The sequence below is a fragment of the Streptomyces polygonati genome (genome assembly GCF_042650325.1).
Lineage (GTDB): Bacteria > Actinomycetota > Actinomycetes > Streptomycetales > Streptomycetaceae > Actinacidiphila > Actinacidiphila polygonati.
In genome coordinates this window covers 392,687-417,661 of sequence record NZ_JBHSBB010000013.1, presented here as the reverse complement: position 1 = coordinate 417,661, position 24,975 = coordinate 392,687, and the positions used below count along the sequence as shown (strand labels likewise).

Sequence of the window (24,975 nt, the reverse complement as noted above, 5' to 3'; positions counted from 1 at the left end):
CGGGGACCTGTCCTATTGGCCGCGAAGCTACACGCTCACCGGACCGCGTGCGCCCTCATCGGGACAGAAGCTTCCGGCAATTGCGTTCGGCCCGTCAGCAGGTCGGGGACGGGCCGCGGCGGCCGGCGGGGATCCGGAACCGGCGGCCGACCGGGTGGCCGGGCCGGCGGCCCGCCCGGTGGAGACGATCACGCGTCCTCGGCCAGCTCCAGCCAGCGCATCTCCAGCTCGTCGCGCTCCTCGCGCAGCGACCGCAGCTCGGCGTCGAGCTCGGCGACCTTCTCGAAGTTCGTCGCCTGCTCGGCGATCTGGCTGTGCAGCCTGCTCTCGCGGTCGCCCATCTTGCTCAGCTGCCGCTCGATGCGCTGCAGTTCCTTCTTGGCGGCGCGGGTGTCGCCGGCCGGCTTCTCCTTGACCGGCGGCGGCGGGGGCGCGGCGGCCTCCACCATCCGGCGGCGGCGCTCCAGATACTCCTCGACCCCGCGCGGCAGCATCCGCAGCGAGGCGTCGCCGAGCAGCGCGAACACCTGGTCGGTGGTGCGCTCCAGGAAGAAGCGGTCGTGGCTGATCACCAGCATCGAGCCGGGCCAGCCGTCGAGCAGGTCCTCCAGCTGGGTCAGGGTCTCGATGTCCAGGTCGTTGGTCGGCTCGTCCAGGAACAGCACGTTCGGCTCGTCCATCAGCAGCCGCAGCAGCTGGAGCCGGCGCCGCTCACCACCGGACAGGTCGCCGACCGGCGTCCACTGCTTCTCCTTGGTGAAGCCGAACTTCTCGCAGAGCTGACCGGCCGTCATCTCCCGGCCCTTGCCGAGGTCCACCCGCTGGCGAACCGACTCCACCGCCTGGAGCACGCGCTGGGTCGGCTCCAACTCGCTGACCTCCTGGGAGAGATACGCGAGCTTCACGGTCCTGCCCACCACGACCCGGCCGCGGGCCGGCTGCTGATCGCCGTCGGTCTTCCAGGCGTTGGCCAGCGCCCGCAGGAACGACGTCTTGCCCGAGCCGTTCACCCCGACCAGACCGATCCGGTCGCCGGGACCGAGCTGCCAGGTGATGTGCTGGAGCAACTCCCGCGGCCCCGCCGCGACCGTCACGTCCTCCAGCTCGAACACGGTCTTGCCCAGGCGGGAGTTGGCGAACTTCATCAGTTCGGCGGTGTCCCGCGGCGGCGGTACGTCCTCGATCAGCGCGTTGGCCGCCTCGATCCGGTAGCGCGGCTTCGACGTACGCGCCGGCGCGCCGCGCCGCAGCCAGGCCAGCTCCTTGCGCATCAGGTTCTGCCGCTTGCCCTCCTCGGTGGCCGCGATCCGCTCCCGCTCGGCGCGGGCGAAGACGTAGTCGCTGTAGCCGCCCTCGTACTCGTAGACGGTGCCGCGCTGCACGTCCCACATCTGGGTGCACACCTGGTCCAGGAACCAGCGGTCGTGGGTGACGCACACCAGCGCGGAGCGGCGCGTGCGCAGATGCCCGGCGAGCCAGGCGATGCCCTCCACGTCGAGGTGGTTGGTCGGCTCGTCCAGCACCAGCAGGTCCTGCTCGTCGATCAGCAGCTTCGCCAGCGCGATACGGCGGCGCTCGCCGCCGGACAGCGGGCCGATCACGGTGTCCAGTCCCAGGGCGAAGCCCGGCATGTCCAGCGCGCCGAACAGCCCGGTCAGCACGTCCCGGATCCTGGCGTCCCCGGCCCAGTCGTGGTCGGGCCGGTCGCCGATGATCTCGTGCCGGATGGTGGCCGCCGGGTCCAGCGCGTCGTGCTGCGTCAGCACGCCCAGCCGCAGACCGCTCTGGTGCGTGACCCGGCCGGTGTCCGGCTCCTCCAGCTTGGCCAGCATCCGGATCAGTGTCGTCTTCCCGTCACCGTTCCGCCCGACGACGCCGATCCGGTCGCCCTCGGAGACCCCGAGGCTCAGCGCCTCCAGCAGGGTGCGCGTGCCGTATGTCTTGCCGACGGCTTCGACGTTGACGAGGTTCACGGCCACGTGCGTGTTTCTCCAGGGTCAGCTAGGGGGTGCGGCCCTCCAGCCTAGTCGGCCCTCCGGCGGTCCTCGGCGCCGCGGCCGTACGGGCCCCGGGGGCGGGGCTCACGGCAGGACGGTCGCTCCCGGGGCCGGGGAGGCGGCGACCCTGGCCGCGGGGCCCAGTTCCGCCGCGATCCGGGTGGCCGCGGCGGCGTCCGGGGCAAGGAAGGCGCAGGTGGGCCCGGAGCCGGAGACCAGGGCGGCCAGCGCGCCGGCCGCGGTGCCGGCCGCGAGGGTGTCGCGCAGCTCGGGTCGCAGGGACAGGGCGGCGGGCTGCAGATCGTTGGCCAGCGCGGCGCCCAGCGCCACCGCGGCGCCCTCTCGCAGGGCCGCCAGCAGCGCGGGGTCGGCGGCCGGCGCCGGTACCTCGGCGACGGTGTCCCCGGCCCCCTCCTCCCGGCGCAGCCGGTCGCACTCCCGGTAGACGGCCGGCGTGGACAGGCCGCCCGGCGCCGCCGCGAACACCCAGTGGAAGGTCCCGCCCACCGCGAGCGGCGTCAGCAGCTCGCCCCGCCCCACGCCGAGCGCGGCCCCGCCGACGAAGGAGAACGGCACGTCGCTGCCCAGCTCGGCGCACAGCGACAGCAGCTCGTCGTGCGGCGTCCCGAGCCCCCACAGCGTGTCGCACGCCAGCAGCGCGCCCGCCGCGTCCGCGCTGCCGCCGGCCATGCCGCCGGCCACCGGGATGTCCTTGTCGATGTGCAGCCGCACCCGGGGCTCGACGCCGTGCAGCTTGGCCAGCGCGATCGCCGCCCTGGCGGCCAGATTGGTCGCGTCGAGCGGCACCGAGGCCACATCCCGCCCGGCCGCGGTGATCAGCAGCTCGTCGGCGGGCTCGGCGGTGACCAGGTCGTGGAGCCCGACGGCGAGGAAGACGTTGGCCAGGTCGTGGAACCCGTCCGGCCGGCGCCCGCCCACGGCGAGCTGGACATTGACCTTGGCGGGCACGCGTACGGTGACGGCGGTCACGAGCGGGGGCTCCTCGGAAGTGGGTGCGGGGGGTGGGTCCGGCCCGGCGGCTCGACGGGGCCGGACGGGGGCTGGACGGGGCTGGACGGGGCTGGACGGGGCTGGACGGGGCTGGACGGATCGAAACTACCTGGCCCGTACGGCCGGCCGTGCCGGGGGACGGGACCGTGTCATGGGCCGGGCCCGGTGCCCTGCCGCTACGGGCCGGGCTTGTGCTCGGCGATCGCCGCGAACTCCTCCACGGTCAGCGCCTCGCCGCGTGCCTGCGGCGACACCCCGGCGGCGAGCAGTGCGGCCTCCGCGGCGGCGGCGGACCCGGCCCAGCCCGCCAGCGCGGCCCGCAGCGTCTTGCGGCGCTGGGCGAAGGCCGCGTCCACGGCGGCGAACACCTCGCCGCGCGACGCCGAGGTGCGCGGCGGGTCGCGGCGTATCAGCGAGACCAGCCCGGAGTCCACATTGGGCGCGGGCCAGAAGACATTGCGGCCGATGGACCCGGCCCGCTTCACCTCCGCGTACCAGTTCGCCTTCACCGACGGCACTCCGTAGACCTTGCTGCCGGGCCCGGCGGCGAGCCGGTCGGCGACCTCGGCCTGCACCATCACCAGGGTCCGCTCGATGCCCGGAAAGGTCGCGAGCATGTGCAGCAGCACCGGCACGGCCACGTTGTACGGCAGGTTCGCCACCAGCGCGGTCGGCGGCGGCCCGGGCAGCTCCGTGACCCGCATCGCGTCGTCGTGCACCAGCGCGAAGCGCCCGGCCCGCTCCGGCAGCCGGGCCGCCACGGTCGCGGGCAGCGCCCCGGCCAGGACGTCGTCGATCTCGATCGCGGTGACCCGGTCCGCCACCTCCAGCAGCGCCAGGGTGAGCGATCCGAGCCCCGGCCCGACCTCGACCACCGTGTCCCGCGGTCCCACCCCGGCGGCGCGCACGATCCGCCGTACGGTGTTCGCGTCGATGACGAAGTTCTGGCCGCGCTGCTTGGTCGGCCGCACGCCCAGCGCGGCGGCCAGCTCGCGGATGTCGGCCGGTCCCAGCAGGGCGCCGGGGTCTGTCGTACTCACACCCGCAAGGCTATCGGCCGGAGCGGCCCGCCCTTCCCGGCCGTCGCGGGACCGCCGGCACCTCCGGCTCGGCGCGTCCGGGGATCAGTAACCGAAGGCCCGCGCCGTATTGGCCGCGACCGCCGCCGCCAGCGTGTCCTCGTCGTCGCCGCGGGCCGCCGCCATCGCGCGCAGGGTGAGCGGGATGAGATAGGGCGCGTTGGGGCGGCCCCGGTGCGGGACGGGGGTCAGGAAGGGCGCGTCGGTCTCCACCAGCAGCCGGTCCAGCGGGGTGACGGCCACCGCGTCCCGCAGGTTCTGCGCGTTCTTGTAGGTGACGGTGCCGGCGAAGGAGAGGTAGTAGCCGCGCTCGGCGCACAGCCTGGCCATCGCGGCGTCGCCGGAGTAGCAGTGGAAGACCACGGTCTGCGGGGCGCCCTCCTCCAGCAGGATGCGCAGCACGTCGTCGTGCGCCTCGCGGTCGTGGATGACCAGCGCCTTCCCCTCCCGGTTGGCGATGGCGATGTGCCGGCGGAAGGAGTGCTGCTGGGCGGCCACCCCGTCGGCCCCGGTGCGGAAGTAGTCGAGGCCGGTCTCGCCGACGCCGCGCACCTGGGGCAGTGCGGCGAGTTCGGCGACGGCGTCGATCTGGGCGTCCAGCTCGGCCATCCCGCCCGCCGGGCGATCGCCCTGCCGGGACCAGCCGTCGGGGTCGCCGTTGACGATCCGGGGTGCCTCATTGGGGTGCAGAGCCACGGTGGCCCAGATGTTGTCGTGCCGGGCGGCCGTCTCGGCGGCCCAGCGGGAGCCCTTCAGATCGCAGCCGACCTGGATGAGGGTGTCGACGCCGACTGCGGCGGCCCGGGCGAGCGCGTCGGCGACCGTACCGGACTGCATGTCCAGGTGGGTGTGCGAGTCGGCGACCGCGACCCGCAGCGGTTCGGGCGCCGGCGGGGGCGTGTTCCGGTCGGCGTTCTTGCCGGACCCGCGGCCGGCGCTGCTGGCGGCGCTCCCGGCGCCGTCGCCTCCCGCGCGGGGCTCGGCGTTCTCGTCGGCGGCGCGGTCCTGGTCCTTCTTCGTCGGCATGGTCCGATCCTAGGGACGGGGACTGGTCCCTGGACCTCCGGACCCTTCCTTACGGGTCTGTCACCGCTGTCGTTACGCCGTTTCGGCCCCTCCTTGCCCGAGGTGGAGGAAGGCCAGGACCGAGCGGTGCCAGGGCCGCCGGGCGGCGGGCCGTTCCCCGCGGTGGCCGGCCCGCCGGGCTATCCCGGACACCTGGCCGGCCCGCATGATGCGCACCAGGTGGCCGTCGCAGTTCTGGCAGGTGGGGCGGGTCAGGGGCGACGGCACCTTGCGGCCGTCCACCAGGTACCTGACGAAGGGGTGCCCATGGGTGTCGGTGTGGTGCTCGATCTCGTAACTCTGCTCCCAGCCGTGACCGCAGTTGAGGCACGCGAAGGCGTACGCCTCGATGACGTTGGGTTCCCCTGTGCTCATGGCAGCTCCTGCGTGCCCTCCGGACGCCTTGCCCGGAGCGGGACTTCGCACCTTCAGCGAACGCCACCCGGCCCGGCCGCGCAGGAGGGGCGCCCGACTCTTGGGCAGGATTTGGGGCGTATGGGGAAGTTGGCCGCAATTGCTTTGCCAGGCCCCGGGTTTACCCTGGTCACCCAGCAGAATCGTATCGTCACACTGGGTCGTCGGCCGTCCGGTCACCAGCCGTACGCGTGGCTCTGCCGTCCCCCGCGCCGTGCTTGGCCGCGACCACCGCGTCGAACACCTCGCGCTTGGGCAGCCCGACCTCCACCGCGACCGCCGCGATGGCCTCCTTGCGCCGCTCCCCGGCCGCCTCGCGCACCGCCACCCGCGCCACCAGTTCGGCGGGCGTCAGCTCGGACGGGCCCGGTTCGGGGGCGCCCTGGACGACCACGGTGATCTCGCCGCGCACCCCTTCGGCGGCCCAGGCGGCCAGCTCCTTCAGCGGGCCGCGCCTGACCTCCTCGTACGTCTTGGTCAGCTCCCGGCAGACCGCGGCGCGCCGCTGCCCGCCGAAGACCTCGGCCATCGCGCCCAGCGTGTCGTCGATCCGGTGCGGCGCCTCGAAGTACACCAGCGTCCGCCGGTCCGCGGCCACCTCGCGCAGCCGGGCCAGCCGCTCCCCCGCCTTGCGCGGCAGGAAGCCCTCGAAGCAGAAACGGTCCACCGGCAGCCCCGACACCGCCAGCGCGGTGAGCACCGCGGACGGACCCGGTACGGCCGTCACCGTGATGCCGCGCTCCACGGCGGCGGCCACCAGCCGGTATCCGGGGTCGGACACCGAGGGCATCCCCGCGTCGGTCACCAGCACCACCCGGGCGCCGCCCACCAGCGCCTCGACCAGTTCCGGGGTGCGCCCGGCCTCGTTCCCCTCGAAGTAGGACACCACCCGCGCCGTGACCTCGATCCCGAGCGCCTGGGCCAGCCGCCGGAAGCGCCGGGTGTCCTCGGCGGCCACCAGGTCCGCGCCGGCCAGCTCCACCCCCAGCCGCGGCGGGGCGTCCGAGGGATCGCCGATCGGGGTTCCGGCCAGTACGAGGACGCCTGCGGCTGAGCTGGTCACCCGGCCAGTTTCCCACCCGCGGGCGCGCTCCCCCGCCTGCTCCCCGTGCCACCGGTCCTCCACCGGGCGGCCCACCCGCCCTCCCACCCGCAGAAACGGGACAAAAGCGGGCGGGGATCGACATGCACATCGCATTCTCAGGCCCTTTCCCTACGATGGCCCGGTGACGAGTGAGACCGCGACCCAGGATCGTGCCGACGAGGACGTTCCGGCAGAGGAAGAGCCGAGCGCTTGGGCACGGCGGCTACGCCGGTTCGGCTATGCCGAGCGGGAGGTCACCGACACCCGGGAGCGCCTGGTCCCGCCCTTCCCCGAGCCGGGAACCCGCCTGTGGGAGGTCTTCGGCCTGGGCCCGGCCGCCGCGCACCGGCTGGCGAAGTGGTCCGGCTGGATCGGGCCGGTCCTCGTCGCGACCTTCGCCGGCCTCATCCGCTTCTGGCACCTGGGCAACCCGCACGAGGTGGTCTTCGACGAGACGTACTACGCCAAGGACGCCTGGTCGCTGCTGAAGCTCGGCTACGAGGGCACCTGGCCCGACGGCAAGATCTCCAACCCCGACATCCTGGCCCACCCGCAGGTCATCCCGCTGTCCGACGCCCCCGGCTATGTCGTGCACCCGCCGATGGGCAAGTGGATGATCGCGGCCGGCGAGTGGCTCTTCGGCCTGAACCCGTTCGGCTGGCGCTTCATGATGGCGCTGCTCGGCACCCTGTCGGTGCTGATGCTGTGCCGGATAGGGCGGCGGCTGTTCCGCTCCAACGCGCTGGGCTGCCTGGCCGGGCTGCTGATGTCGGTCGACGGCCTGCACTACGTGATGAGCCGGATCGCGCTGCTCGACCTCGTCATCATGTTCTTCGCGCTGGCCGCGTTCGGCTGCCTGCTGGTGGACCGCGACTGGTCCAGGGCCCGGCTGGCCCGCGCGCTCCCGGTGGACGCGGACGGCTTCGCCGGGCCCGATCCGCACACCGGCGGCCGGGTCGGCATGGGCTGGCGGCCCTGGCGGATCGGGGCCGGCTTCTTCCTCGGGCTGGCGGCGGCGAGCAAGTGGAACGGCCTGTACTTCCTGGCCTTCTTCATGATCCTCACCGTGCTGTGGGACGTCGGCGCCCGACGCCTGGCCGGCGCCCGCCGCCCCCGGCTCGCCGTGCTGCGCAAGGACCTGGTCTGGTCGGTGCTGTCGGTCATCGGCGTGGCCCTGGTGACCTATCTCATCACCTGGTCCGGCTGGTTCGCCTCCAAGAACGCCTACAACCGGCACTGGGCGGACGGCCGCGGCGGCACCTGGTCCTGGATCCCGGCGCCGATCCGCAGCCTGTGGCACTACGAGTACCAGGTCTACCAATTCAACGTGGGCCTCCACACGCCCCACCCGTACCAGTCCAACCCGTGGAGCTGGCTGGTCCTGGGCCGCCCGGTCTCGTACTACTTCCAGTCCCCCAAGCTCGGCCAGGACGGCTGCCACGCCACCGCCGGCTGCTCCCGCGAGATCCTCGCCCTCGGCACCCCGCTCCTGTGGTGGTCCGCCTGCTTCGCCCTGGTCTACCTGCTCTACCGCTGGGCCCTGCGCCGCGACTGGCGCGCCGGCGCCATCCTCTGCGCCGCGGGCGCCGGTTACCTCCCCTGGTTCCACTACCAGGACCGCACCATCTTCTACTTCTACGCCGTCGCCTTCGTCCCCTACCTGGCTCTGGCGGTGACGATGATGATCGGCGCCTTCCTGGGCCCGCCCTCGGCCACCGAAAGCCGCCGCATGTGGGGCGCGGTGGGCGCGGGCACCCTCGTGCTGCTCATCATCTGGAACTTCATCTACTTCTTCCCGATCTACACCGGTATGACGATCCCCTATTCGTCCTGGCAGGCCCGGATGTGGTTCGACTCCTGGATCTGACCTGGTCAGCAGCAGGACGAGGGGCCCCGCGCCGAGAGATCGGGGGCCGGGCCTCTCGGTCGTTGCCGGTCGTCGTTGGTCGCCCTGGGCCGTCCTCGCACGGCCCACAGACGGCCCCAGCCCGCAACGCTCGGACGTGGGAACGGCGCAGGATATAGGTTGGCCTTCCTGGTTTTAGGAGGGAACTTGATGGCGGGGCGCCTGAGGCGGATTTACCGACGAGTCAGCGAAGACAGCGCAGTTCTACCTGCCTTGATCGCAGCGATCGGCACGGCACTCGTGACATCAATCATGCCCGAGTTCCTCGACATGATCCCCGGAGGCAATGGGACGAAAATCGGGATCACCGCCTTCGGAACCATGATGCTTGCGGGAAGCTGGCTCTCCATCTACGGCAAGACAGGCGTTGGAGTGGCAGTATTTCTAAAGCCAAACCCAAATTCCGCATGGCTGGACACCAGACTGCTCGAATACTCACGCGAAGCCAGAAGCCAACACGTTAGTTCCTTCTATGTCAACGTGGACGAGCTAAGCCCCGGGGCAAGTACAGATAGAGTTGGAATCACTCAGCGAGTGATCGAAGCCCGACTCCGCGAAGAGAACCCAAAGAGATCCACTGGAATCTCCTTCTACCTGACGTGCGGACTTGCAAATTCGTACAACCTAGGTAGCCAACTATTCAACAGCACCCAGGGATCTCAGTTGCGCGTGCGCGACTTCAGAGAGATTTCCGTTTTCAATATCCCACCTTCCGGCACCGCAGCTCCATTGCCCCCGCTGCGGCTACTTGGCGCACCTAACGGACCGCAGACTCTACAAGGCAATTATTCGCTCACTTCACTAATTCAAATCACCACTCAACAACTGAACGGCCCCGCGTCAGCAGATAATAGGCATGCACTTATCATCCATATCGCCAGCGGTTCGCCCAATATGGTCACCGACGCCATGGACGCGGCTCGTCACGGCTCACACGCAAGATACCAAGTAGCAGCGAACGACACATGCGAGACGGCGCTTATCTTTGCTCGCCATGTCGCGTCGTTCCCAGATGACAGCAAGGCTTACAACGCTGTACTCAAGGAAGTGGTGCAAAGGTGGAGTGCACACCTCGCCGCACACAGTGGCGCTAACGGATTGCCCGCAGAGGGTCGACTCTTTATTTCTGCACCCACTTCGCTTGCGTTTGCCTTGGGGGCACTCATTCCAGCCGCAGGGCCGACCAAGGTGATCGACTACCTCTAGAAAAACTTGCACTTAGACCAACCAGGAGAATATGTGCCATACGCTATCATTGATGGCGATGACGTGGGGGTGAAGATCGAGGCGCACATCCTAGCCAACGATGTGGAGTCCTTCAAAAAAACGTCCGCGCTAATTACGCAGTCGATAGAGTCTTTGGTGAGCGAATTGGAGATTACACCGGGAATCGATGTCATCTCTCATGGAGGCGACAGCATCCTGGCTCGGGTCGAATCATCACAGACAGCGACCATCTCAGAAATTTTGTCAGCGAAGCAGAAACCTGGCCAATTCACTTTTTCGGTCGGCATCGGTGAAGATCTGCGCCAGAGTTTTATAGCGCTACGGATGGCGAAATCGTCCGGTAAAAGGAAAGTGGTCGTATATTAGATGCCGCTGCGGTGCGATCAAGACACTGGAAAAAGGCGACAGCTAGACGAATGCAATTCACTCAAAGGAGCAATCCTCCGAATGGGCCCCAAGACGAGACAGGTGTATGAGACGATCCGATCATGGATCGTTGACGGCGAACTCCACGAAGGGGACAGACTCCCCTCCGAACGAGCTCTAGTCGCACAGTTGGAAGTCGGCCGCACCGCGCTCCGACAAGTGCTCGCCAGGCTCGTTACAGAAGGCGTGCTAGAGGTACACGGACGGAGTTCGTATCGCGTGCCTGGAGGTGCGCTGACCGAGACGCCCGGGGGGCTGGAGCGTTGGCAGCTTCACGGCAAGCGGGAGCTGTACGACAACCGGTGGGTGAAGCTGGAGCTGTGGGATGTGGAGCCGCCCGGGGTGGAGCGGTTTGAGCATCACGTGGTGACGTTGCAGCGGGTGTCGATCGCGGCCGTGCTGGACGATCAGGACCGGGTGTTGATGCTGTGGCGGTACCGGTTCGTGGCGGATCAGTTCGGGTGGGAGTTGCCCGGCGGGATCGTGGACGCCGGCGAGGACGGGTTGGCCACCGCGCTGCGGGAGGTCGAGGAGGAGACCGGGTGGCGGCCGGCTGGGCTTGAGCACGTCGTGACGTTCCAACCGATGATCGGCATGGTGGACTCGCCGCATGAGATCTTCTTCGGGCGCGGAGTTGAGAAGGTGGGCGAGCCGACCGACCTGGAGGAAGCTGGGCACGTGCAGTGGGTGCCGTTGGCGGACATCCCCGGGCTGATGGCCAAGGGTGGCCTCATGGGTTCCGGCACGCTGGTGGCGTTGCTGCACATCCTCGCCAACCGGGCCAGGTACACCGCTACAGGAGCGAGCTGAGTATGTCGATTGGCCGCAGTTGACGTACCGAGCCGGTGCGGTTGGCCAGCGGTCGGGCCTGCCGCAGGTGGTCGCTGGCCTGGTCGTACTCGCCGCGTGGCAGGTGCGCGTGCGCCAGGTCGTACCGCACGCCGGCCTGCGCCCGTACGAACGTCGGGTCCAGGGACTCAAGTCCCGCGTACAGCCGTCCCACCGCTTCGTCATCGCCGAGCATCGCCAAACCCGTTGCCCTGCCACCGCGCCAGGTGCGCGCCGTTGAGGAAGATGCTCAGCATGTCCGGGTCGCGGTCCGCCGGCCCGTCCGGAGTGGCCGCGGTCGCCGCGTCCAGTGCCCGCCGGCAGTCGTCCGGCAGCCCGGCCTGCGCGCACAACTCCGCCTCGGCCGCCCACAACCACGCCGTCAGCCGGGCCGCGACCGCACGCCGCGCGTCCCGCACCAACTCGGCGCCCAGCGCAAGCCGTCCGGCCTCGCCCAGCACGTACGCCTGTCAGCCATAGCGTGCGCCAGGTACATGGGCGCGTTGGCATCCTGCGCCGCCCGCTTGGCCAGCTCGTAGTGTCGCCATGCCCGTTCGACCGCTCCCGTGTCGAGTGCCTGCCACGCGGCCAGCGTGGAGGCGCCAGCGCGACCGGCTGCCGCGTACCGGGCAGCACCGCGAAGTTGAGGCGTCTTCCAGTGCCGCCAGGTGGCCCGTCACCTGGTCGACCAGACCCGCAGCGCCCATTTGCCGGTCGAACGTCCGCAGCGGTTCCGTCTGTTCGTCGAAGGTCTTCACCATCGAGTCGCTGGCGCTGCTGGCCTTGTCGATCCGGGCCAGCAGATCGGCATAGCCGTCCGCGGCTGGCGGTGCCTCGCGGTGGTCGGCGCCCCGTAGTTCTGCGTCCGTCACTCCGAGCAGGCCACGCAGGATGGCCGCGTAACGGTCGGAAATTGGGCGTCGGCCGTTCTCCCACTCCGAGACGTAGACGCGCAGGCTCGGCCGCGACGCCACATCCGCAAGGTGGCATCGCGCGTACAACTCGATCTCGGCAATGAGCCGTTCCTGAGACCATCCGCGCGCCCGTCGCGCATCCCTTAAGCCTTCGCATGACGGTTGGCACCACCAAGCATGCCTCACATCGCCGCAGCTCAACAGGGTTTAACCCCCAGCCTTAACCGCCTCGATCATGAGGGGTTGTTGGCTACCGGTTCGCCCTTCCGCGCGGTGTTCTGGAGATGCGCCGGAGACGGCGGGGCCGCACATCGGGTCCCACTGCTTGACTCTGCTGCGCACCAGATGTCAGTCTTCTGGTGCGCACCAGTTGGGCGGCGTGCACCTCCGCCCGAAGGGCACGGTGACACGTGCCTGAAGGAAGCGACCGCACGTTGACAACTGAATGGGGATCACGCCGCCTCTTCTCGGCCAAGTAGGCGGCCACGCGGGTCCGACACCCGCGTGAGGTACAGCGCCACCCGACGTCGCACGCCGGGGGCGGTCGCCCGATCTCGCCAAAGACACGCGGCCACCCCGGTTCCCTCGCTGTTCCCGAAGGAACAAGAGTACCCCTAGCATGACGCAACAGACTTGCGGTGCGCTGCTGCCCACTGCGCTCGAACTGGCATCGGCCGGCGTGCCGGTGCTGCCGCTCCGGCAGGGCAAGGTGCCGTTCGGCAACTGCCGGGCCTGCGCCGGCGGCGCCTGCGGCGGACGCCCGAATATGAAGACCGCCGGGCCCTGCCGCTGCCCGTCCGTCTGCCACGCATGGGCAGCCGCCACCACCGACCCCGACGTGATCGCCTCCCCGGAGTGGGCACTGGCATGGCGTGAGGCTGTGGCCCTTGCGTACCACCCAGGCGGCGTGGGTCTGACCGTGGTCGACCTCGACAACCACGCCGGCGTCGCGTGGGCGCACCGGCACCTGCCCGCCACACGAACCGTACGGACGACGCGCGGCGAGCACTGGGTCTACCGCGGCGTCATGCGGTCGTCCAACGCCGTGCGACCGGGCGTCGACATCAAGTCCGACATGGCGTACGCCCGATGGCTCGGCCCCGGCACCCGGCACATGTCGGACCTGCCGCCAGCCGTCCGCGCGCTGGTGGTGAGGGAAGACACCACCCCCGCCCGCGCAGGGGTGGTGTCTTCCACTCCCGAGCCACGTGGGACCAGGCCGTCGCCACCGGCTGCCACCACACCGCAGCGTATGTCCGCACTGGCCTTGACCGTGGCCTCGCCCGCGTCTGCGCGCACCGCGAAACCGGCGCGGCGTCACAGGCGTTCGGCACGGCGCCCTTCTTCGCCGCGCAGCACGCGCAGTGCCCCGGCCCGTGCGGGCTGGACGCCATCGGCGACGAGATCGTGGCCGCCGCCGTGTCCGTGGGCGTCCCCGAGCCGTACGCCCGTCGCGCGGTCACCAACGGCCTCCGCACGGCCCCCGAGCAAACACCATGAACAAAGGTCATCTACTACCCCCACAAAAAGCCCGCAGAGCGCCGTACAGCGCCCGCCATGGCGGACCGCAGGCGCGCCGAAAGTCGCCGCCCAAAGGGCGTCGCTTCTGCCTGTCCGCTCTGACCCCGCGCGACCGCCCACGCCCGCCAGGGAGGTGGCACGTCATGACCGCAACGCCCGACAGCGACATGTGGGCCGCGTTCCCCGCCGAGGACGCCGCCCCGACCGTGCTGCCGTGGGACGACCCGGTACCGCTCAAGCAGCGCCGCGAGCTGCCCCCGTTCCCGGTGGACGCCTTTCCCAAGTGGCTGCGGGACTTCACCACCGCCCTCGCAGAGGAGACACAGACGCCGGTGGACCTGGGTGGGTGCGTCGCCCTCGCCGTGCTGGCCACCGCCGCCGGCGGACGCGCCGTCGTCCACGTGCGGGGCCGGTGGCGCGAGCCCACCAACCCGTTCACGGTGTGCGCGCTGCCCCCGGGAAACCGCAAGTCCGCGGTGTTCACCGCCATGACCGATCCGCTCTACGACGCTGAGAAGCTGCTCAAGGAACGCGCCCTGCCCGCCATCATCGAGGCCGGGCTGACCCCAAACTCGCCCGGGAGGCGGCCGACAAAGCACCGCACAAGGCGTCCGCCGCCACCGGGGACGGGCGGGACGCGCTGATCTCCGAAGCGGTCGGCATGGCGCAGCAGGCCGAAGCGCTCACCGTTCCGCCCGAGCCGCAGTTGCTCGCCGACGACGCCACACCGGAGACCATCACGTCTCTCATGGCAGAGCAGGGAGGGCGCATCGCGGTCATGACATGGGCCCGTTCCTCAAGGGCCACGCGGGGAACCGGTTGCGGGTGGACCGGCAGACGCGCAAGGAGTACGTCGACCACCCCGCCCTCACCATGGGACTGTCCGTCCAACCCGCCGTCCTCGACGGCATGGCGCGGATCAAGGGAGCCAAGGCCGTGGGCTACTGGGCAGGTTCCTGTACTCCCTGCCCGAATCCCTGCTCGGCCGCCGCAAGACGCTCCCCGACCCCGTACCGGAAGCCGTCGCCGAGACATACGGGCGCAACGTCGTCGCGCTCACCCTCGCCCTCGCGGACTGGACCGACCCCGCCGTCATCCAACTCTCGCCCGAGGCGGACACCGCCTTACAACGCTTCCAGGAACGCCTGGAACCCAAGCTCGCCGCACGCGGCGGATCCATGGGCCACGTCTCCGACTGGGCATCCGAGCTTCCCGGCGTCGCCGTTCGCATCGCCGGACTGCTGCACCTGGCCGAACACCTCGACTGCGGCCACGCCCGCCCCGTCACCGCCGAGACCATGCGCGCCGCGCTCACCCTCGCCGACGACTTCGCTGGCCACGCCCTCGCCGTCTTCGACCGCATGGGCGCCAACGACACCGCCGAACGCGCCCGCGCCGTCCTCAACGTGCTCAAGACGAACCAGTGGGCGGAGGTCAGCAAGCGCGACGTGTTCGCCAAGGTCGGCCGCGCCGAGTTCCCCACCGTCGCAGAACTCGACAGCGCGCTGAACCTCCTGGAGGACCACGGGTACGTGCGCGCCCTGCCCACGGCGCGCACCGGCGCCCACGGCCGGCCGCCCTCGCCCCGCTACCTCATCCACCCCGACCTGAGGCCCCCGACGCCTGACCCGCTCCGCAGAAACCGCCCAATCCGCAGAAACCCTCTGGCCTACTGCTGACCTGCGCAGACGCCTGCACTCCCCCGTCGCCGCAGAAACCCGTGCTACCTCCGCACAAATACCGCCCCGCCCGTCCGGCACTCGGCCGACCGCCATTTGTGCGGAACCTCTGCGGGTTTCTGCGGCCCCACTCCATGAGGAGACCCCCGTACCAGTTCAGCACACGGACCCGCGGGCAACGCTCCGCTCGGGTCTGCCCGATCCCTACCTGACTCCGGATGACCTGTCCGCCCTGCTCTCCGTCCCCGTCGAAACGCTCTACCAGTGGCACAAGAAGCGAACCGGTCCGCCCGGCTTCCGAGTCGGCAAGCACCTCCGCTACGACCCCCGCGCCGCTCACGCCCGGATCAGCGAGCAGAGCACAGCCGCCTGATCGCTCTCTGACTTCCCTCCCCGCGGCCGGTGGCGGACCAACTGCCGCTGGCCGCTTCTCCCTGTCCGAAAAGCACCGCATGGCAGGCCACATCCAAGACCGCTGGTACAAGGCCATTCCAGGGCCGCACGGGAAACCCTTCAAGGTGAAAAGCGAGCGCTATGGCACCGGACTTCGGTACCGCGCCCGGTAGATCGGCCCGGACGGAACCGAGAAGTCCAAGAGCTTTCCTGACCGGCAAAAGCGCCTCGCCGAAGCATGGCTCGCCAAGGTCCGGGCTGACATGGAAGGCGGTCAGTACATCGACCCGAAGACCGCGCGCACGACGTTTCAGCAGTACACGGAGCGTTGGGCGACGAAGGCCGCGAGGGATATCACCGGGCGTGACGCCATCGAGCGGCACCTACGACTGCACGCCTATCCGCTGATCGGCTCCCGACCCATGGTGGCATTCCAGCCTGCGCGCGTAAATGACTTCCTGGAGGAGTTGAAGGGCTCCGCGCCCAGCGAGTCATACCGGCGCCTCATCTTCGGAACCGCGGTGTTCGGCGCGGCCGTCGATGATCTGCTGATCGCCCGCAACCCCTGCGAGGCCAAGTCAGTCACGGCCCCGCAGTCCAGTCCGGCGAGAGTTGAGCCGTGGTCGGCGGAGCAGGTGTTCGCCGTCCGTACCGCTCTACCCGCGCGGTTCCACGCGGTTCCACGCCATGGTGGACGTGGACGGCGGATGCGGACTGCGACAGGGCGAGATCTTCGGTCTGTCCGTGGATGAGGTGGACTTCGAGAACGAGTGGGTGGCAGTGTGCCACCAGGTGAAGCGCATACGCGGGACGCTGGTCTTCGCCCCGCCGAAGCGCGGCAAGCTGCGTGACGTACCGCTCCCGGGCTCCGTCGCGACCTCCCTCCGCGCCCACGCGAAGCGATTTCCCTCCGTCCGCATCAGGCTCCCGTGGAAGACGCCCACCGGTCCGGCGGTGACGAAAGAGCTGTACTTCACGGACAACACCAACGACGTGGGACGAGCGAGCTACTTCGATGACTTCATGTGGAAGCCCGCCCTTGCTGCCGCCGGGCTGATCGAGCAGCCGCCCCGCGGCCAGCGCTACCCAGCCGCCCGCGAGCACGGCATGCACGCCCTGCGTCACTTCTACGCCTCGGTCCTCCTGGACGCCGGCGAGACCATCAAGGCCCTGAGCACCTACCTCGGCCACAGCAACCCCGGCTTCACCCTGCGCGTTTACACCCACCTGCTCCCCAGCAGCGAGGGTCGCACTCGCAAGGCCGTGGACACCGTGTTCCAGGGCTAGTCCGGGGCTGCGACTAACGACTCGACTGTGCTGTCCGCAACACGGGCCTTTCCCACCAACGCGCTACCGGCCAGGGAGGTGCTAGACCTTTCTGCCAGCGCGTGGGACTGTACGTCCGGAAAATCGCTTTCCTACCGTCGCCGTCCGACCAATAGGGACCATCCCTCACGACCATAGGACTCGGAACGGGCGGCACTCTTAGTCTCTCCGTCACGTGTTTCACTGGACGCTCAAATGCCCAGCGAGAAGCCGCTGATATTATTTCTCGATTGACCTCGACGGTTTCCTCTCGACTCAATCTAGAGTCGACCATCGGAGTCAAGTCCTCGCGGAACATGACCAGTAGCTTACTCGGAGAGAGCGGAAAGATCACAGCGCCCGCAGCTTGATATCCGACCCACTCCTCACGTGAAGCCCCGGGTCCCCCGATCGGAACAACGGGCTCATCGCAGGTGACAAGGTTCGGGATCGAATCATAGACCTGCCAATTCCGCCCTACGAGATGTTCGCCGATGACCAAGGCCATCTCACCCGACGAAGCAACAATGGCCACATCTTGAGGCGAGACGAAGATCTCCCCATCACGCAATTGCCTAGACGCTTCTACAGCCTCCTCTACTGCCGAATCGGTGACGGCAAGTTTTCGCTCCTTGAGCAAATGACGTGCGCCCTCGGGGGTCAGATCTCCGTATTGAAGAACCATGAGATCATTCGCCATCTCTCGCTGTCGAACACGAAACCTGTGGCCACGGGTGACCTGAAAGGCCAGAAACCATGCCAGCTCAACGCGTTCTCGCATGGAGATGGAAGCCAAGCCAGACGAGATGATTTTATCAATCACGGCTTTAGCCCACTGCTCCACCTCACCCAACATGACCTCAAAAAGCAGGGGCGGAACTGTCTCGGGATCCACGTCTGGAGACGCAAGGAGGTAGTAATCTGTTTCCCGGGCAGCATTCTCCGGCGAGTTGAGGTAACTACGTCCTTCATCTACCCACGTCACGCGGATATTTCTACCCTCCTGCCAGCGACGCAGGTATGAGGCTGGGATCAGATGGTGCTTCTTAGGAGCGGACTTCAAGGCTGCTTTCCGAGCCTGCTCCAAGAGAGAGCGCAACAGCCGATCACTGCCAGCAGCGTCCCCACGACTGGCCTTCGGCACCCTACGCTTGGTCATTCACCAGACGCTAGCGCGCGCCCGTCCAACGCGGCCAGTGACTTGTTAACCCGCACGCCATCGTCGTAAGACGGCCAGTGCCACCAACGACATCCCTGCCACACCGGATACGTCTCACCCGGCCACCGCAACCCCCCACCCGCCCACGAGCACAGCCCACAGACGGCCCACGACGCTTGAACGGCCGCTAGCCGAGGCTAACGCCCAGGTCAGGGGTGCTCCCGGCCAGCGCGCCGGAACTTCATCTACTTCTTCCCGATCTACACGGGAATGACGATCCCCTATTCGTCCTGGCAGGCCCGGATGTGGTTCGACTCCTGGATCTGAGCAGGCCGGGGGTCCCCTTCCCCGGGACCGGGCGGCGGGCGGGCCGATAAGCTCACCGCCCATGACCCAACTGGACCAGCAGGGGCGCCCGGAGCCCCCCTTCGCCGCCGACGAGACAGCGACGCTGCTGGGCTTCCTGGACTACCAGCGCGCGACCCTGGCGTGGAAGTGCGCCGGGCTGGACGCGGCCGGCCTCAGCGCGACGGCCGGCGTCTCGTCGATGACGCTCGGCGGGATGCTCAAGCACCTGGCCTTCGTCGAGGACATATGGTGCTCGGTGCGCCTGCGCGGCCGGGCCCCGCACCCGCCGTGGGACACCGTCGACTGGGACGCCGACCCCGACTGGGACTGGCACTCGGCCGCCGAGGACACCCCCGAGCGGCTCCACGCGCTCTGGCAGGACGCGGTGGCCCGCTCCCGCTCCCTGGTCGCGGAGTTCCTGGCGGCCGGCGGCCTCGACGGTCTGGCCGCCGGATACCCGGCCTCCCGCGGCGCGCCGCCCAGCCTGCGCTGGATCCTCTTCCACCTGATCGAGGAGTACGCCCGGCACAACGGCCACGCCGACCTGCTGCGCGAGTCGGTGGACGGCCTCACCGGGGAGTAGGCGGCGCTCGGCGGCGAGCGTGCTCCGGGGCGCTGACGGAGATTCGGCCGTAAGCGTTCCACTTAAGGCCGAGTCCGTACAAAGCCGTGCCCCGTTCGAGACCTCGGCTGACAGGGCCGTCCCGTAGAGTCCCGGAAGCGCGTTCATTGAACGTGTTCAAGGGGAGGGGAGCGGGTTCAGTGCCCATGGCACGGGGAGTCAAGATCGCGATCGTCTCGACGGTGGTCGCCGGCATGTTCGGCGTCGCCGGGTACGGCGCGTACAACATCTATACGGGGCTGGACAGCGGCAGCGGGGGCGGCGGCGGGAATGCCACCCGCGCCGAGGCGGCGCCGGTCAACACCGCGCCGCCGAGTCCGCAGGAGGTCTCCGCCACCGCGGACGACTTCCTGACCGCCTGGTCGTCGGGGGACACCGCGGGGGCGGCGAAGCTGACCGACTCGGTGATGACGGCGACGGCCGCGCTCACCGCCTACAAGACCGCGGCCCATGTGACCTCGGTGAACATCGTGCCGCGACCGGCGGTCGGCACCCGGGTGCCCTTCACCGTGACGGCGACCGTGGACTACCCGGGCATCGGACCCCGGCCGTGGACGTACAGCTCGTCGCTCGCCGTCGGCCGCAACCCGCTGGGCAAGCCCGCGGTGACATGGGCGCCCTCGGTGCTGCACCCGGATCTGGTGGCGGGCGACACACTGGTCACCGGCCCGGCCGAAGCGCCCGACGTGGACGTCGTGGACCGCGACGGCAAAGTGCTGGACGCGGTGAAGTACCCGTCGCTCACCCAGATCCTCAAGCAGCTGACGTCCCGTTACGCCGGGTCGCTGCACGCCGGGACACCCGGCATCGAGACGTACATCAAGGGCCCGGACGGCGCCGAGGGCAAGACCCTGGACATCCTGCGCAAGGGCACCGCCGCCAAGCTGAGGACGACGCTGGACGCCGGTATGCAGGCCGCCGCCGAGAAGGCGGTGCAGAAGGCCACCGGCGCCGCCGGGGTCACCGCCCTCGACACCGAGACCGGCGGCATCCTCGCGGTCGCCTTCAACCCGCCGACCGGCACCGACCACGCGCTCCAGGACCCGCAGGCGCCCGGCTCCACCTTCAAGATCGTCACCTCCACCGCGCTGCTCAACGCGGGCCTCACCCCGAGCAGCCCGTCCCCCTGCCACAGCGGTGACAACGTCGACAACGGCAAGCCGTACACCAACGTCAGCCGGGACAACCCCGCCGCGACCCTGCAATGGGACTTCGAGCAGTCCTGCAACACCGGCTTCATCCGGCAGGTGAAATACATCGGGCCGACGTCCCTGACTACCACCGGGGCGAACTACTTCGGACTCGGCCCCGCCTGGTACGTGGGCACCTCCACCGACGACGCCAGCATCCCCGGCGGCACCGGCGACGAGCTGACCTCCGAGATGATCGGCCAGGGCCAGGTCCTGATGACGCCGCTCAACATGGCGTCGGTCGCGGCGACCGTGCGCGAAGGCGTCTTCCACCAGCCGACGATCCTCCAGGACTCGAGCCTCATCGAGCAGCGGACGCACATCAGCACCACCCCGCTGCCGCCCGGCGTCAAGCAGTCCCTCCAGCAGATGATGCACGGCACGGTCACCGAGGGCACCGCCCAGCCGGCGATGAGCGGCCTGTCCGGCAAGCTCGGCGCCAAGACGGGCTCCGCGGAGGCCGGCAACGTCCAGCCCAACGGCTGGTTCACCGCCTACCGCGACCATGTCTCGGCGGCCGGGATCGTTCTGGAGGGCGGTCACGGGGTCGATTCGGCCGGGCCGATCGTGGCGGCCGTGCTGGCCGCGTCGTAAGGCTTACGGACGCGGGGATCGTACGGACGCGGGGGGGTCGTACGGCCGCGACCGGCCGCAGGCCCCGCCACCGGAGCGCCCGGCGCTACTCCGCCTCCAGCGCTTCCATGAAGCCGCCGTTGCTGGGCAGGATGCCGCCCTCGACCGGCAGGGTCACCCCGGTGATCCAGGACGCGTCCGAAGAGGCCAGGAAGGTGACGGCCGCCGCGATGTCGGAGGGCTCCCCGATCCGGCCCAACGGGTAGGCGTGGGCGACGCGTTCGAGGACGGCCTCGCGGCCGGCCCACGACGGGGTGCGGATCGTGCCGGGCGCCACCAGATTGACGCGGACTCCCGTCGGGGCGGCCTGGACGGCGAGGGTGCGGGTCAGCGAGACCAGGCCCGCCTTGGCCGCGCTGTAGGCGTGGTTGCCGAAGGAGGAAAGGCCGTTGACGGAGCCGATGTTGACGATCGCGCCGCGCCGGGAGGGGGCGGCGGCCAGGAAGGGGAGCGCGGCGCGGGAGCAGCGCATCGCGCCGGTCAGGCAGATGTCCAGGTCGAGCCGCCAGTCCTCGTCGGACTCCTGGGTGAAGTCCATCCGGTGCGGGCTGCACGAATAGGCGTTGTTGACCAGGACGTCCAGGCCGCCGAAGGCGGCGGCCGCGTGGGCGATCGCCGCGTCGACCGCCGCGGTGTCGGCCACGTCGCAGGCGTAGCCCTCGGCCCGGCCGCCGTCGGCGCGGACGGCGGCGGCGGTCTTCTCGGCGGCCTCGCCGTCGATGTCGGCGAGCAGCACCGCCGCGCCTTCCGAGGCGAATCTGCGGGCGGTCGCCTCGCCGATCCCTCGGGCCGCGCCGGTCACCACTACGCCGTAGGTGTCGAACCGTCCGCTCATCGGGTCAGCGTAGGCACTCCCGGACCGCCCTGACCAGTGCCTGGGCGCGGGGATCGGCGGTGACGTTCTGCTGCAGGCCGTTGGTGACGTAGCCGAAGCCGATGCCGGCCGCCGGGTCGGCGAAGGCCAGCGAACCGCCCCGCCCCGGGTGGCCGAACGCGCCCGCCCCGAGCAGCGGGGAGGCCGGGCCGTGCAGCATGTACCCCAGGCCGAAGCGGGTGTTGATCACCAGCACCCGGTCCGGGCCCTCGGATTCCACCGTACGGGCCGCGGTGAGCGTGGCCGGTACGAACAGCCGCCGTCCGCCGTCCACTTCGCCGATCAGCGCGGCGTAGAAGCGGGCCAGTGAGCGGGCGGTTGCCATCGCGTTGGAGGCGGCCAACTCCCCGGCCCGGTAGGCGGGATCGTTCTCGTCGGGCATCGGTGTGATCGCGGCGAAGGCGCGGCGGGTGAGCGAGCCGGGGTCGGCGTAGGCGTCGTGCACCGACCGCTTGGGACGGGCCCGCAGACCACCGGAGGCCAGCGGCGCGGGAGTGGTGATGTCGCCGATCCGGCCCACCCGGGCCGCCTGCTCGGCAGGCAGCCCGATCCACAGGTCGAGGCCGAGCGGGCGGGCGATCTCCTCGGCGACGAAACGCCCGACGCTGCGCCCTGAGGCCCGGAGCACCAGCTCGCCGAGCAGCCAGCTGTACGTCTGCGCGTGGTAGCCGTGGGCCTCGCCCGGCGGGAAGAGCGGCGCCTGGGCGGCCACCGCGGCCGGCCCGGACACCCCGTCCAGTGCCTGCTCGGGGGTGAGCGGGACATCGAGCGCCGGCACGCCCGCCCGGTGCGCAAGCAGCTGCCGTACGGTCACCCGCTCCTTGCCGCGGGCCTTGAACTCGGTCCAGTAGGCGCCGACCGGCGCGTCCAGGTCCAGCTGGCCGCGCTGGTGGAGCAGCAGCAGGCAGGCCGCGGCCACGCCCTTGCCGGCCGAGCGGACGGTGTGCACGGAGTCCTCGGCCCAGGGCGCCGCGCCGCTGCTGTCGCCGCCGCCGTCGCCCCCGTCGCCGCCATCGAAGTCGGCCGTTCCCGCCCACAGGTCCACGGTCTTGTGCCCGCGGTGGTAGACCGCGACGGCCGCCCCCCGGTCGCCCCGGCGGGAGAAGTTGGACGCGAAGGCGGCGCGGACCGGCTCCCAGCCGTCCTGCGCGGTCCCGTGGACCCGTACGTCCCCGTTGTCGTCCATCTGTGGTGCCTCCTGCCGCGCGGACTCTCCCGCGTCCATGGTGCACGACGCGACGGGCGGCCCGCGCCCGCCCCCGTTCCGGCGGCGGGAGGGGGTCCGGCGGGAAAACGCGGCGCGAACCCGCGACGGGACCGCGGACCAGGTCTGGTCGACCTGGGCGCGGCCCCGTCACGGGCCCGGTGGGGGGATCCGCTGTCAGTGCCTGCCGGAGCTACGTACCGGACCGCGCTGAACTGCCGGCCGGTCCGGGCCGGAGCTGCCCGGCGGACGCTACGACAGCGGCGGGTACGCGTTCTGGATCAGCTGGTGGAACTGAGCCGAGAACCAGGTGCCCGCGAGGGGCGAGTTGGCCAGCGCGCCGGTCGGGTTGTTGCCGTTGCGCGCGTTGCCGGTGTAGGTCGGGTCGCACATCCGGTCGAAGCCCTTGCCCTGGTCGTTGGCGATCGCGGTGCTCGAACCGTCGGACTCCCCCGGCGGCTTGATCCAGGCGTAGGCGTCGATGCCCGGCTGGGGAGCCGCGGTGGGCCGCTCACCGATGCCGGCTCCGGACTGGTTGCACCAGTTGCCGGCGTGGATGCGGCGGTCGATCCGGCCGCCGTTGACGTAGGTGTCCACATCCGTCTTGGCACCCGCGGCGGTGGGACGCGCGCTGCCGCCCCAGCCGTTGCGCGAGGTGTCGATCAGCATGCCGATGCCGGAGTTGAAGCCGATCGAGACCAACTCGCTGCGCAGTGCCTGCGCGTAGGAGAGCTCGTCCACGTAGTTGTTCCAGTCGACCCACTTGGACTGCCGCACCGTGGTGCCGTTCACGCTGTCGGTGACCTTGAAGAACGGCTCGGTCAGGGCGCTGTAGTTGGCCGTGTTGGTGATGAACCCCTGCACGTTGTTCACCGTCGCGCCGCTGGTCGTGGCCGCCTTGAGGAACTCCTGCGCGACGGGGACGAAGTTGGAGTCCCAGCCGAGCCAGGCGTGGTGCCCGGCGTCGATGTAGTTGTACGTGTTCGGCAGCGCGCCCAGCTTGTTCAGCGCGTAGCCGACGCCCTTCTCGTAGTTGCCGTTCGCCTTCATCGTCGTGCAGGCGTCCGTCGAACCCGCGGTACCGCCCGCGTTGGTGGTGAGGTTCGGCAGCGAGTCCGGCTCGATGATATTGACGATCCGCAGCCCGGCGTACTTCGTGTCGGACATGATCGACGCGATCGGGTCGATGTACTCGGTCTCGTAGCGGCCGAGGTCCGTCGGGCCCAGTTCGCCGTTGGAGGCCAGCGCGGCGCAGTCGCGGCCGGGCAGATCGTAGATGACGAACTCCACGGTCAGCGGCTGCCCGGCCGCCTGCTGGACCGCGGCGTCGAGGTGGGCCTTGAGACCCATGCCGCCGTTCACGCCCTGGATGGCGGCGATCCGGTCCAGCCACACGGCGGTGGACTGGTGGGATATCGACGAACCACCGTCGGCCGCGGCCTTGGCGGACCACTCCGGGTTCACATAGCCCTTGGCTCCCGCGTACGGGTTGTCGACCCGCTGTCCGGGCGGCGGGGTGGTCGTGGGAGGCGGCGTCGTCGTGGGCGGCGGCGTCGTCGTGGGCGGCGGGGTGGTCGTGGGCGGGGGGGTGGTCGTGGGAGGCGGTGTCGTCGTGGGCGGCGGGGTGGTGCCGGTGCCGCCGCCGGAGCAGGTGACGCCGTTCAGGGTGAAGGACGTCGGCGAGGCGTTCGTACCGCTGTACGAGGCGTTGAAGCCGAAGTTGGTGGAACCGCCGGTCGCCAGGGCCCCGTTGTAGGACAGGCTGGCCGCGGTGACGGCCTTGCCGGACTGGCTGATCTGGGCGTTCCAGCCCTGTGTTACCTGCTGGTTGCCGGCGAAGGACCAGCCGACGTTCCAACTCGTCACCGGGTTGCCGGTGTTGGTGACCGTCACCGAGGCGGTGAAGCCGGCGTTCCACTGGGTCTGGACGGCGTACTGCACCGTGCAGCCGGCCGTCGCCGCCGAGGCGGAGGTGGTACTCATCGCGGCCACCACACCGCCGGAGGCGACCACGAGGGCGCCTGCGGCCAGTACGGCGGTTCTGCGTCGGATATTCGTGACTGCCATGTGCGGACGACCTCCATGGGGGGGATGGA

Annotated in this window: 18 protein-coding genes and 4 pseudogenes; 11 read left to right on the top strand and 11 right to left on the bottom strand. The window is 70.0% G+C overall.

What is annotated here, in order from left to right:
- Window positions 1–188: 188 nt before the first annotated feature.
- The 6 genes from ACFO3J_RS20040 to rsmI form a co-directional block, all read right to left on the bottom strand.
- Complete coding sequence (locus ACFO3J_RS20040; RefSeq protein WP_386430832.1) at window positions 189–1,979, bottom strand: ABC-F family ATP-binding cassette domain-containing protein; 1,791 nt, start codon at window positions 1,977–1,979, stop codon at window positions 189–191.
- Window positions 1,980–2,081: 102 nt separating this feature from the next.
- Window positions 2,082–2,987, bottom strand: a complete 906-nt coding sequence (locus ACFO3J_RS20035) for a 4-(cytidine 5'-diphospho)-2-C-methyl-D-erythritol kinase (protein WP_386430830.1) — start codon at window positions 2,985–2,987, stop codon at window positions 2,082–2,084.
- A gap of 197 nt (window positions 2,988–3,184) precedes the next feature.
- Window positions 3,185–4,048 carry a 16S rRNA (adenine(1518)-N(6)/adenine(1519)-N(6))-dimethyltransferase RsmA gene (rsmA, locus tag ACFO3J_RS20030; RefSeq protein WP_386430828.1) on the bottom strand — a complete coding sequence of 288 codons (864 nt, stop codon included), beginning with the start codon at window positions 4,046–4,048 and terminating at the stop codon, window positions 3,185–3,187.
- Window positions 4,049–4,132: 84 nt separating this feature from the next.
- Window positions 4,133–5,113 carry a TatD family hydrolase gene (locus tag ACFO3J_RS20025; RefSeq protein ID WP_386430826.1) on the bottom strand — a complete coding sequence of 327 codons (981 nt, stop codon included), beginning with the start codon at window positions 5,111–5,113 and terminating at the stop codon, window positions 4,133–4,135.
- Window positions 5,114–5,185: 72 nt separating this feature from the next.
- The gene (locus tag ACFO3J_RS20020; RefSeq protein ID WP_386430824.1) at window positions 5,186–5,527 is read right to left on the bottom strand and encodes a hypothetical protein; all 342 of its coding nucleotides are present in this window, start codon (window positions 5,525–5,527) and stop codon (window positions 5,186–5,188) included.
- A gap of 190 nt (window positions 5,528–5,717) precedes the next feature.
- A complete protein-coding gene (gene rsmI, locus ACFO3J_RS20015) occupies window positions 5,718–6,629 on the bottom strand; it encodes a 16S rRNA (cytidine(1402)-2'-O)-methyltransferase (RefSeq protein WP_386430822.1) in 912 nt (303 codons plus the stop codon).
- Window positions 6,630–6,792: 163 nt separating this feature from the next.
- Here rsmI and ACFO3J_RS20010 point away from each other — a divergent pair, with 163 nt between their 5' ends.
- The 4 genes from ACFO3J_RS20010 to ACFO3J_RS19995 all read left to right on the top strand — a co-directional run bounded on the left by ACFO3J_RS20010 (window position 6,793) and on the right by ACFO3J_RS19995 (window position 11,019).
- On the top strand, window positions 6,793–8,517 hold the full coding sequence (locus ACFO3J_RS20010; protein WP_386430820.1) for a dolichyl-phosphate-mannose--protein mannosyltransferase: 1,725 nt from the start codon (window positions 6,793–6,795) through the stop codon (window positions 8,515–8,517).
- Window positions 8,518–8,769: 252 nt separating this feature from the next.
- Window positions 8,770–9,762 carry a hypothetical protein gene (locus ACFO3J_RS20005; protein ID WP_386430819.1) on the top strand — a complete coding sequence of 331 codons (993 nt, stop codon included), beginning with the start codon at window positions 8,770–8,772 and terminating at the stop codon, window positions 9,760–9,762.
- A 33-nt stretch (window positions 9,763–9,795) separates the two neighbouring features.
- A complete protein-coding gene (locus tag ACFO3J_RS20000) occupies window positions 9,796–10,149 on the top strand; it encodes a mCpol domain-containing protein (RefSeq protein WP_386430818.1) in 354 nt (117 codons plus the stop codon).
- A gap of 81 nt (window positions 10,150–10,230) precedes the next feature.
- On the top strand, window positions 10,231–11,019 hold the full coding sequence (locus tag ACFO3J_RS19995) for a GntR family transcriptional regulator (protein ID WP_386430817.1): 789 nt from the start codon (window positions 10,231–10,233) through the stop codon (window positions 11,017–11,019).
- Here the strand turns inward: ACFO3J_RS19995 and ACFO3J_RS19990 are convergent.
- Window positions 11,003–12,044 (bottom strand): annotated as a pseudogene (locus ACFO3J_RS19990) (XRE family transcriptional regulator). The gene ACFO3J_RS19995 and the pseudogene ACFO3J_RS19990 sit on opposite strands and share 17 nt — an antisense overlap.
- A gap of 526 nt (window positions 12,045–12,570) precedes the next feature.
- On the opposite strand from ACFO3J_RS19990, the pseudogene ACFO3J_RS19985 reads away from it, so the two are divergent.
- From ACFO3J_RS19985 to ACFO3J_RS19965, 5 genes and pseudogenes are all read left to right on the top strand, one after another.
- Window positions 12,571–13,451 (top strand): annotated as a pseudogene (locus ACFO3J_RS19985) (bifunctional DNA primase/polymerase).
- Window positions 13,448–14,116, top strand: a complete 669-nt coding sequence (locus tag ACFO3J_RS19980; protein WP_386430816.1) for a DUF3987 domain-containing protein — start codon at window positions 13,448–13,450, stop codon at window positions 14,114–14,116. Before ACFO3J_RS19985 ends, ACFO3J_RS19980 begins: the two are co-directional and overlap by 4 nt.
- Window positions 14,101–15,151, top strand: a pseudogene (locus ACFO3J_RS19975) (DUF3987 domain-containing protein); the annotation flags it as partial. The gene ACFO3J_RS19980 and the pseudogene ACFO3J_RS19975, both read left to right, overlap by 16 nt.
- A 109-nt stretch (window positions 15,152–15,260) precedes the next feature.
- Entirely contained in the window at window positions 15,261–15,524 is a 264-nt protein-coding gene (locus ACFO3J_RS19970; protein ID WP_386431053.1) for a helix-turn-helix domain-containing protein, read from the top strand.
- 79 nt (window positions 15,525–15,603) lie between these two features.
- A pseudogene (locus ACFO3J_RS19965) lies at window positions 15,604–16,831 on the top strand (tyrosine-type recombinase/integrase).
- A 13-nt stretch (window positions 16,832–16,844) separates the two neighbouring features.
- Here the strand turns inward: ACFO3J_RS19965 and ACFO3J_RS19960 are convergent.
- Window positions 16,845–18,008: a DUF4238 domain-containing protein gene (locus tag ACFO3J_RS19960; protein WP_386430815.1), complete on the bottom strand. Its 1,164-nt coding sequence runs from the start codon at window positions 18,006–18,008 to the stop codon at window positions 16,845–16,847.
- A 388-nt stretch (window positions 18,009–18,396) separates the two neighbouring features.
- Between ACFO3J_RS19960 and ACFO3J_RS19955 the strand changes: the two genes are divergently transcribed.
- Both ACFO3J_RS19955 and ACFO3J_RS19950 read left to right on the top strand, forming a co-directional pair.
- Entirely contained in the window at window positions 18,397–18,939 is a 543-nt protein-coding gene (locus ACFO3J_RS19955) for a DinB family protein (protein WP_386430814.1), read from the top strand.
- A 185-nt stretch (window positions 18,940–19,124) separates the two neighbouring features.
- Window positions 19,125–20,762, top strand: coding sequence for a penicillin-binding transpeptidase domain-containing protein (locus tag ACFO3J_RS19950; RefSeq protein ID WP_386430813.1), 1,638 nt, complete (start codon window positions 19,125–19,127; stop codon window positions 20,760–20,762).
- 85 nt (window positions 20,763–20,847) lie between these two features.
- Here the strand turns inward: ACFO3J_RS19950 and ACFO3J_RS19945 are convergent, their stop codons facing one another.
- From ACFO3J_RS19945 to ACFO3J_RS19935, 3 genes are all read right to left on the bottom strand, one after another.
- Window positions 20,848–21,636 (bottom strand): SDR family NAD(P)-dependent oxidoreductase, encoded by a 789-nt coding sequence (locus ACFO3J_RS19945; protein WP_386430812.1) that lies wholly within the window; start codon window positions 21,634–21,636, stop codon window positions 20,848–20,850.
- 4 nt (window positions 21,637–21,640) lie between these two features.
- Window positions 21,641–22,861 carry a serine hydrolase domain-containing protein gene (locus ACFO3J_RS19940; protein ID WP_386430811.1) on the bottom strand — a complete coding sequence of 407 codons (1,221 nt, stop codon included), beginning with the start codon at window positions 22,859–22,861 and terminating at the stop codon, window positions 21,641–21,643.
- A gap of 270 nt (window positions 22,862–23,131) precedes the next feature.
- Window positions 23,132–24,946 carry a glycoside hydrolase family 6 protein gene (locus tag ACFO3J_RS19935; RefSeq protein WP_386430810.1) on the bottom strand — a complete coding sequence of 605 codons (1,815 nt, stop codon included), beginning with the start codon at window positions 24,944–24,946 and terminating at the stop codon, window positions 23,132–23,134.
- Between the last annotated feature and the right edge of the window lie 29 nt (window positions 24,947–24,975).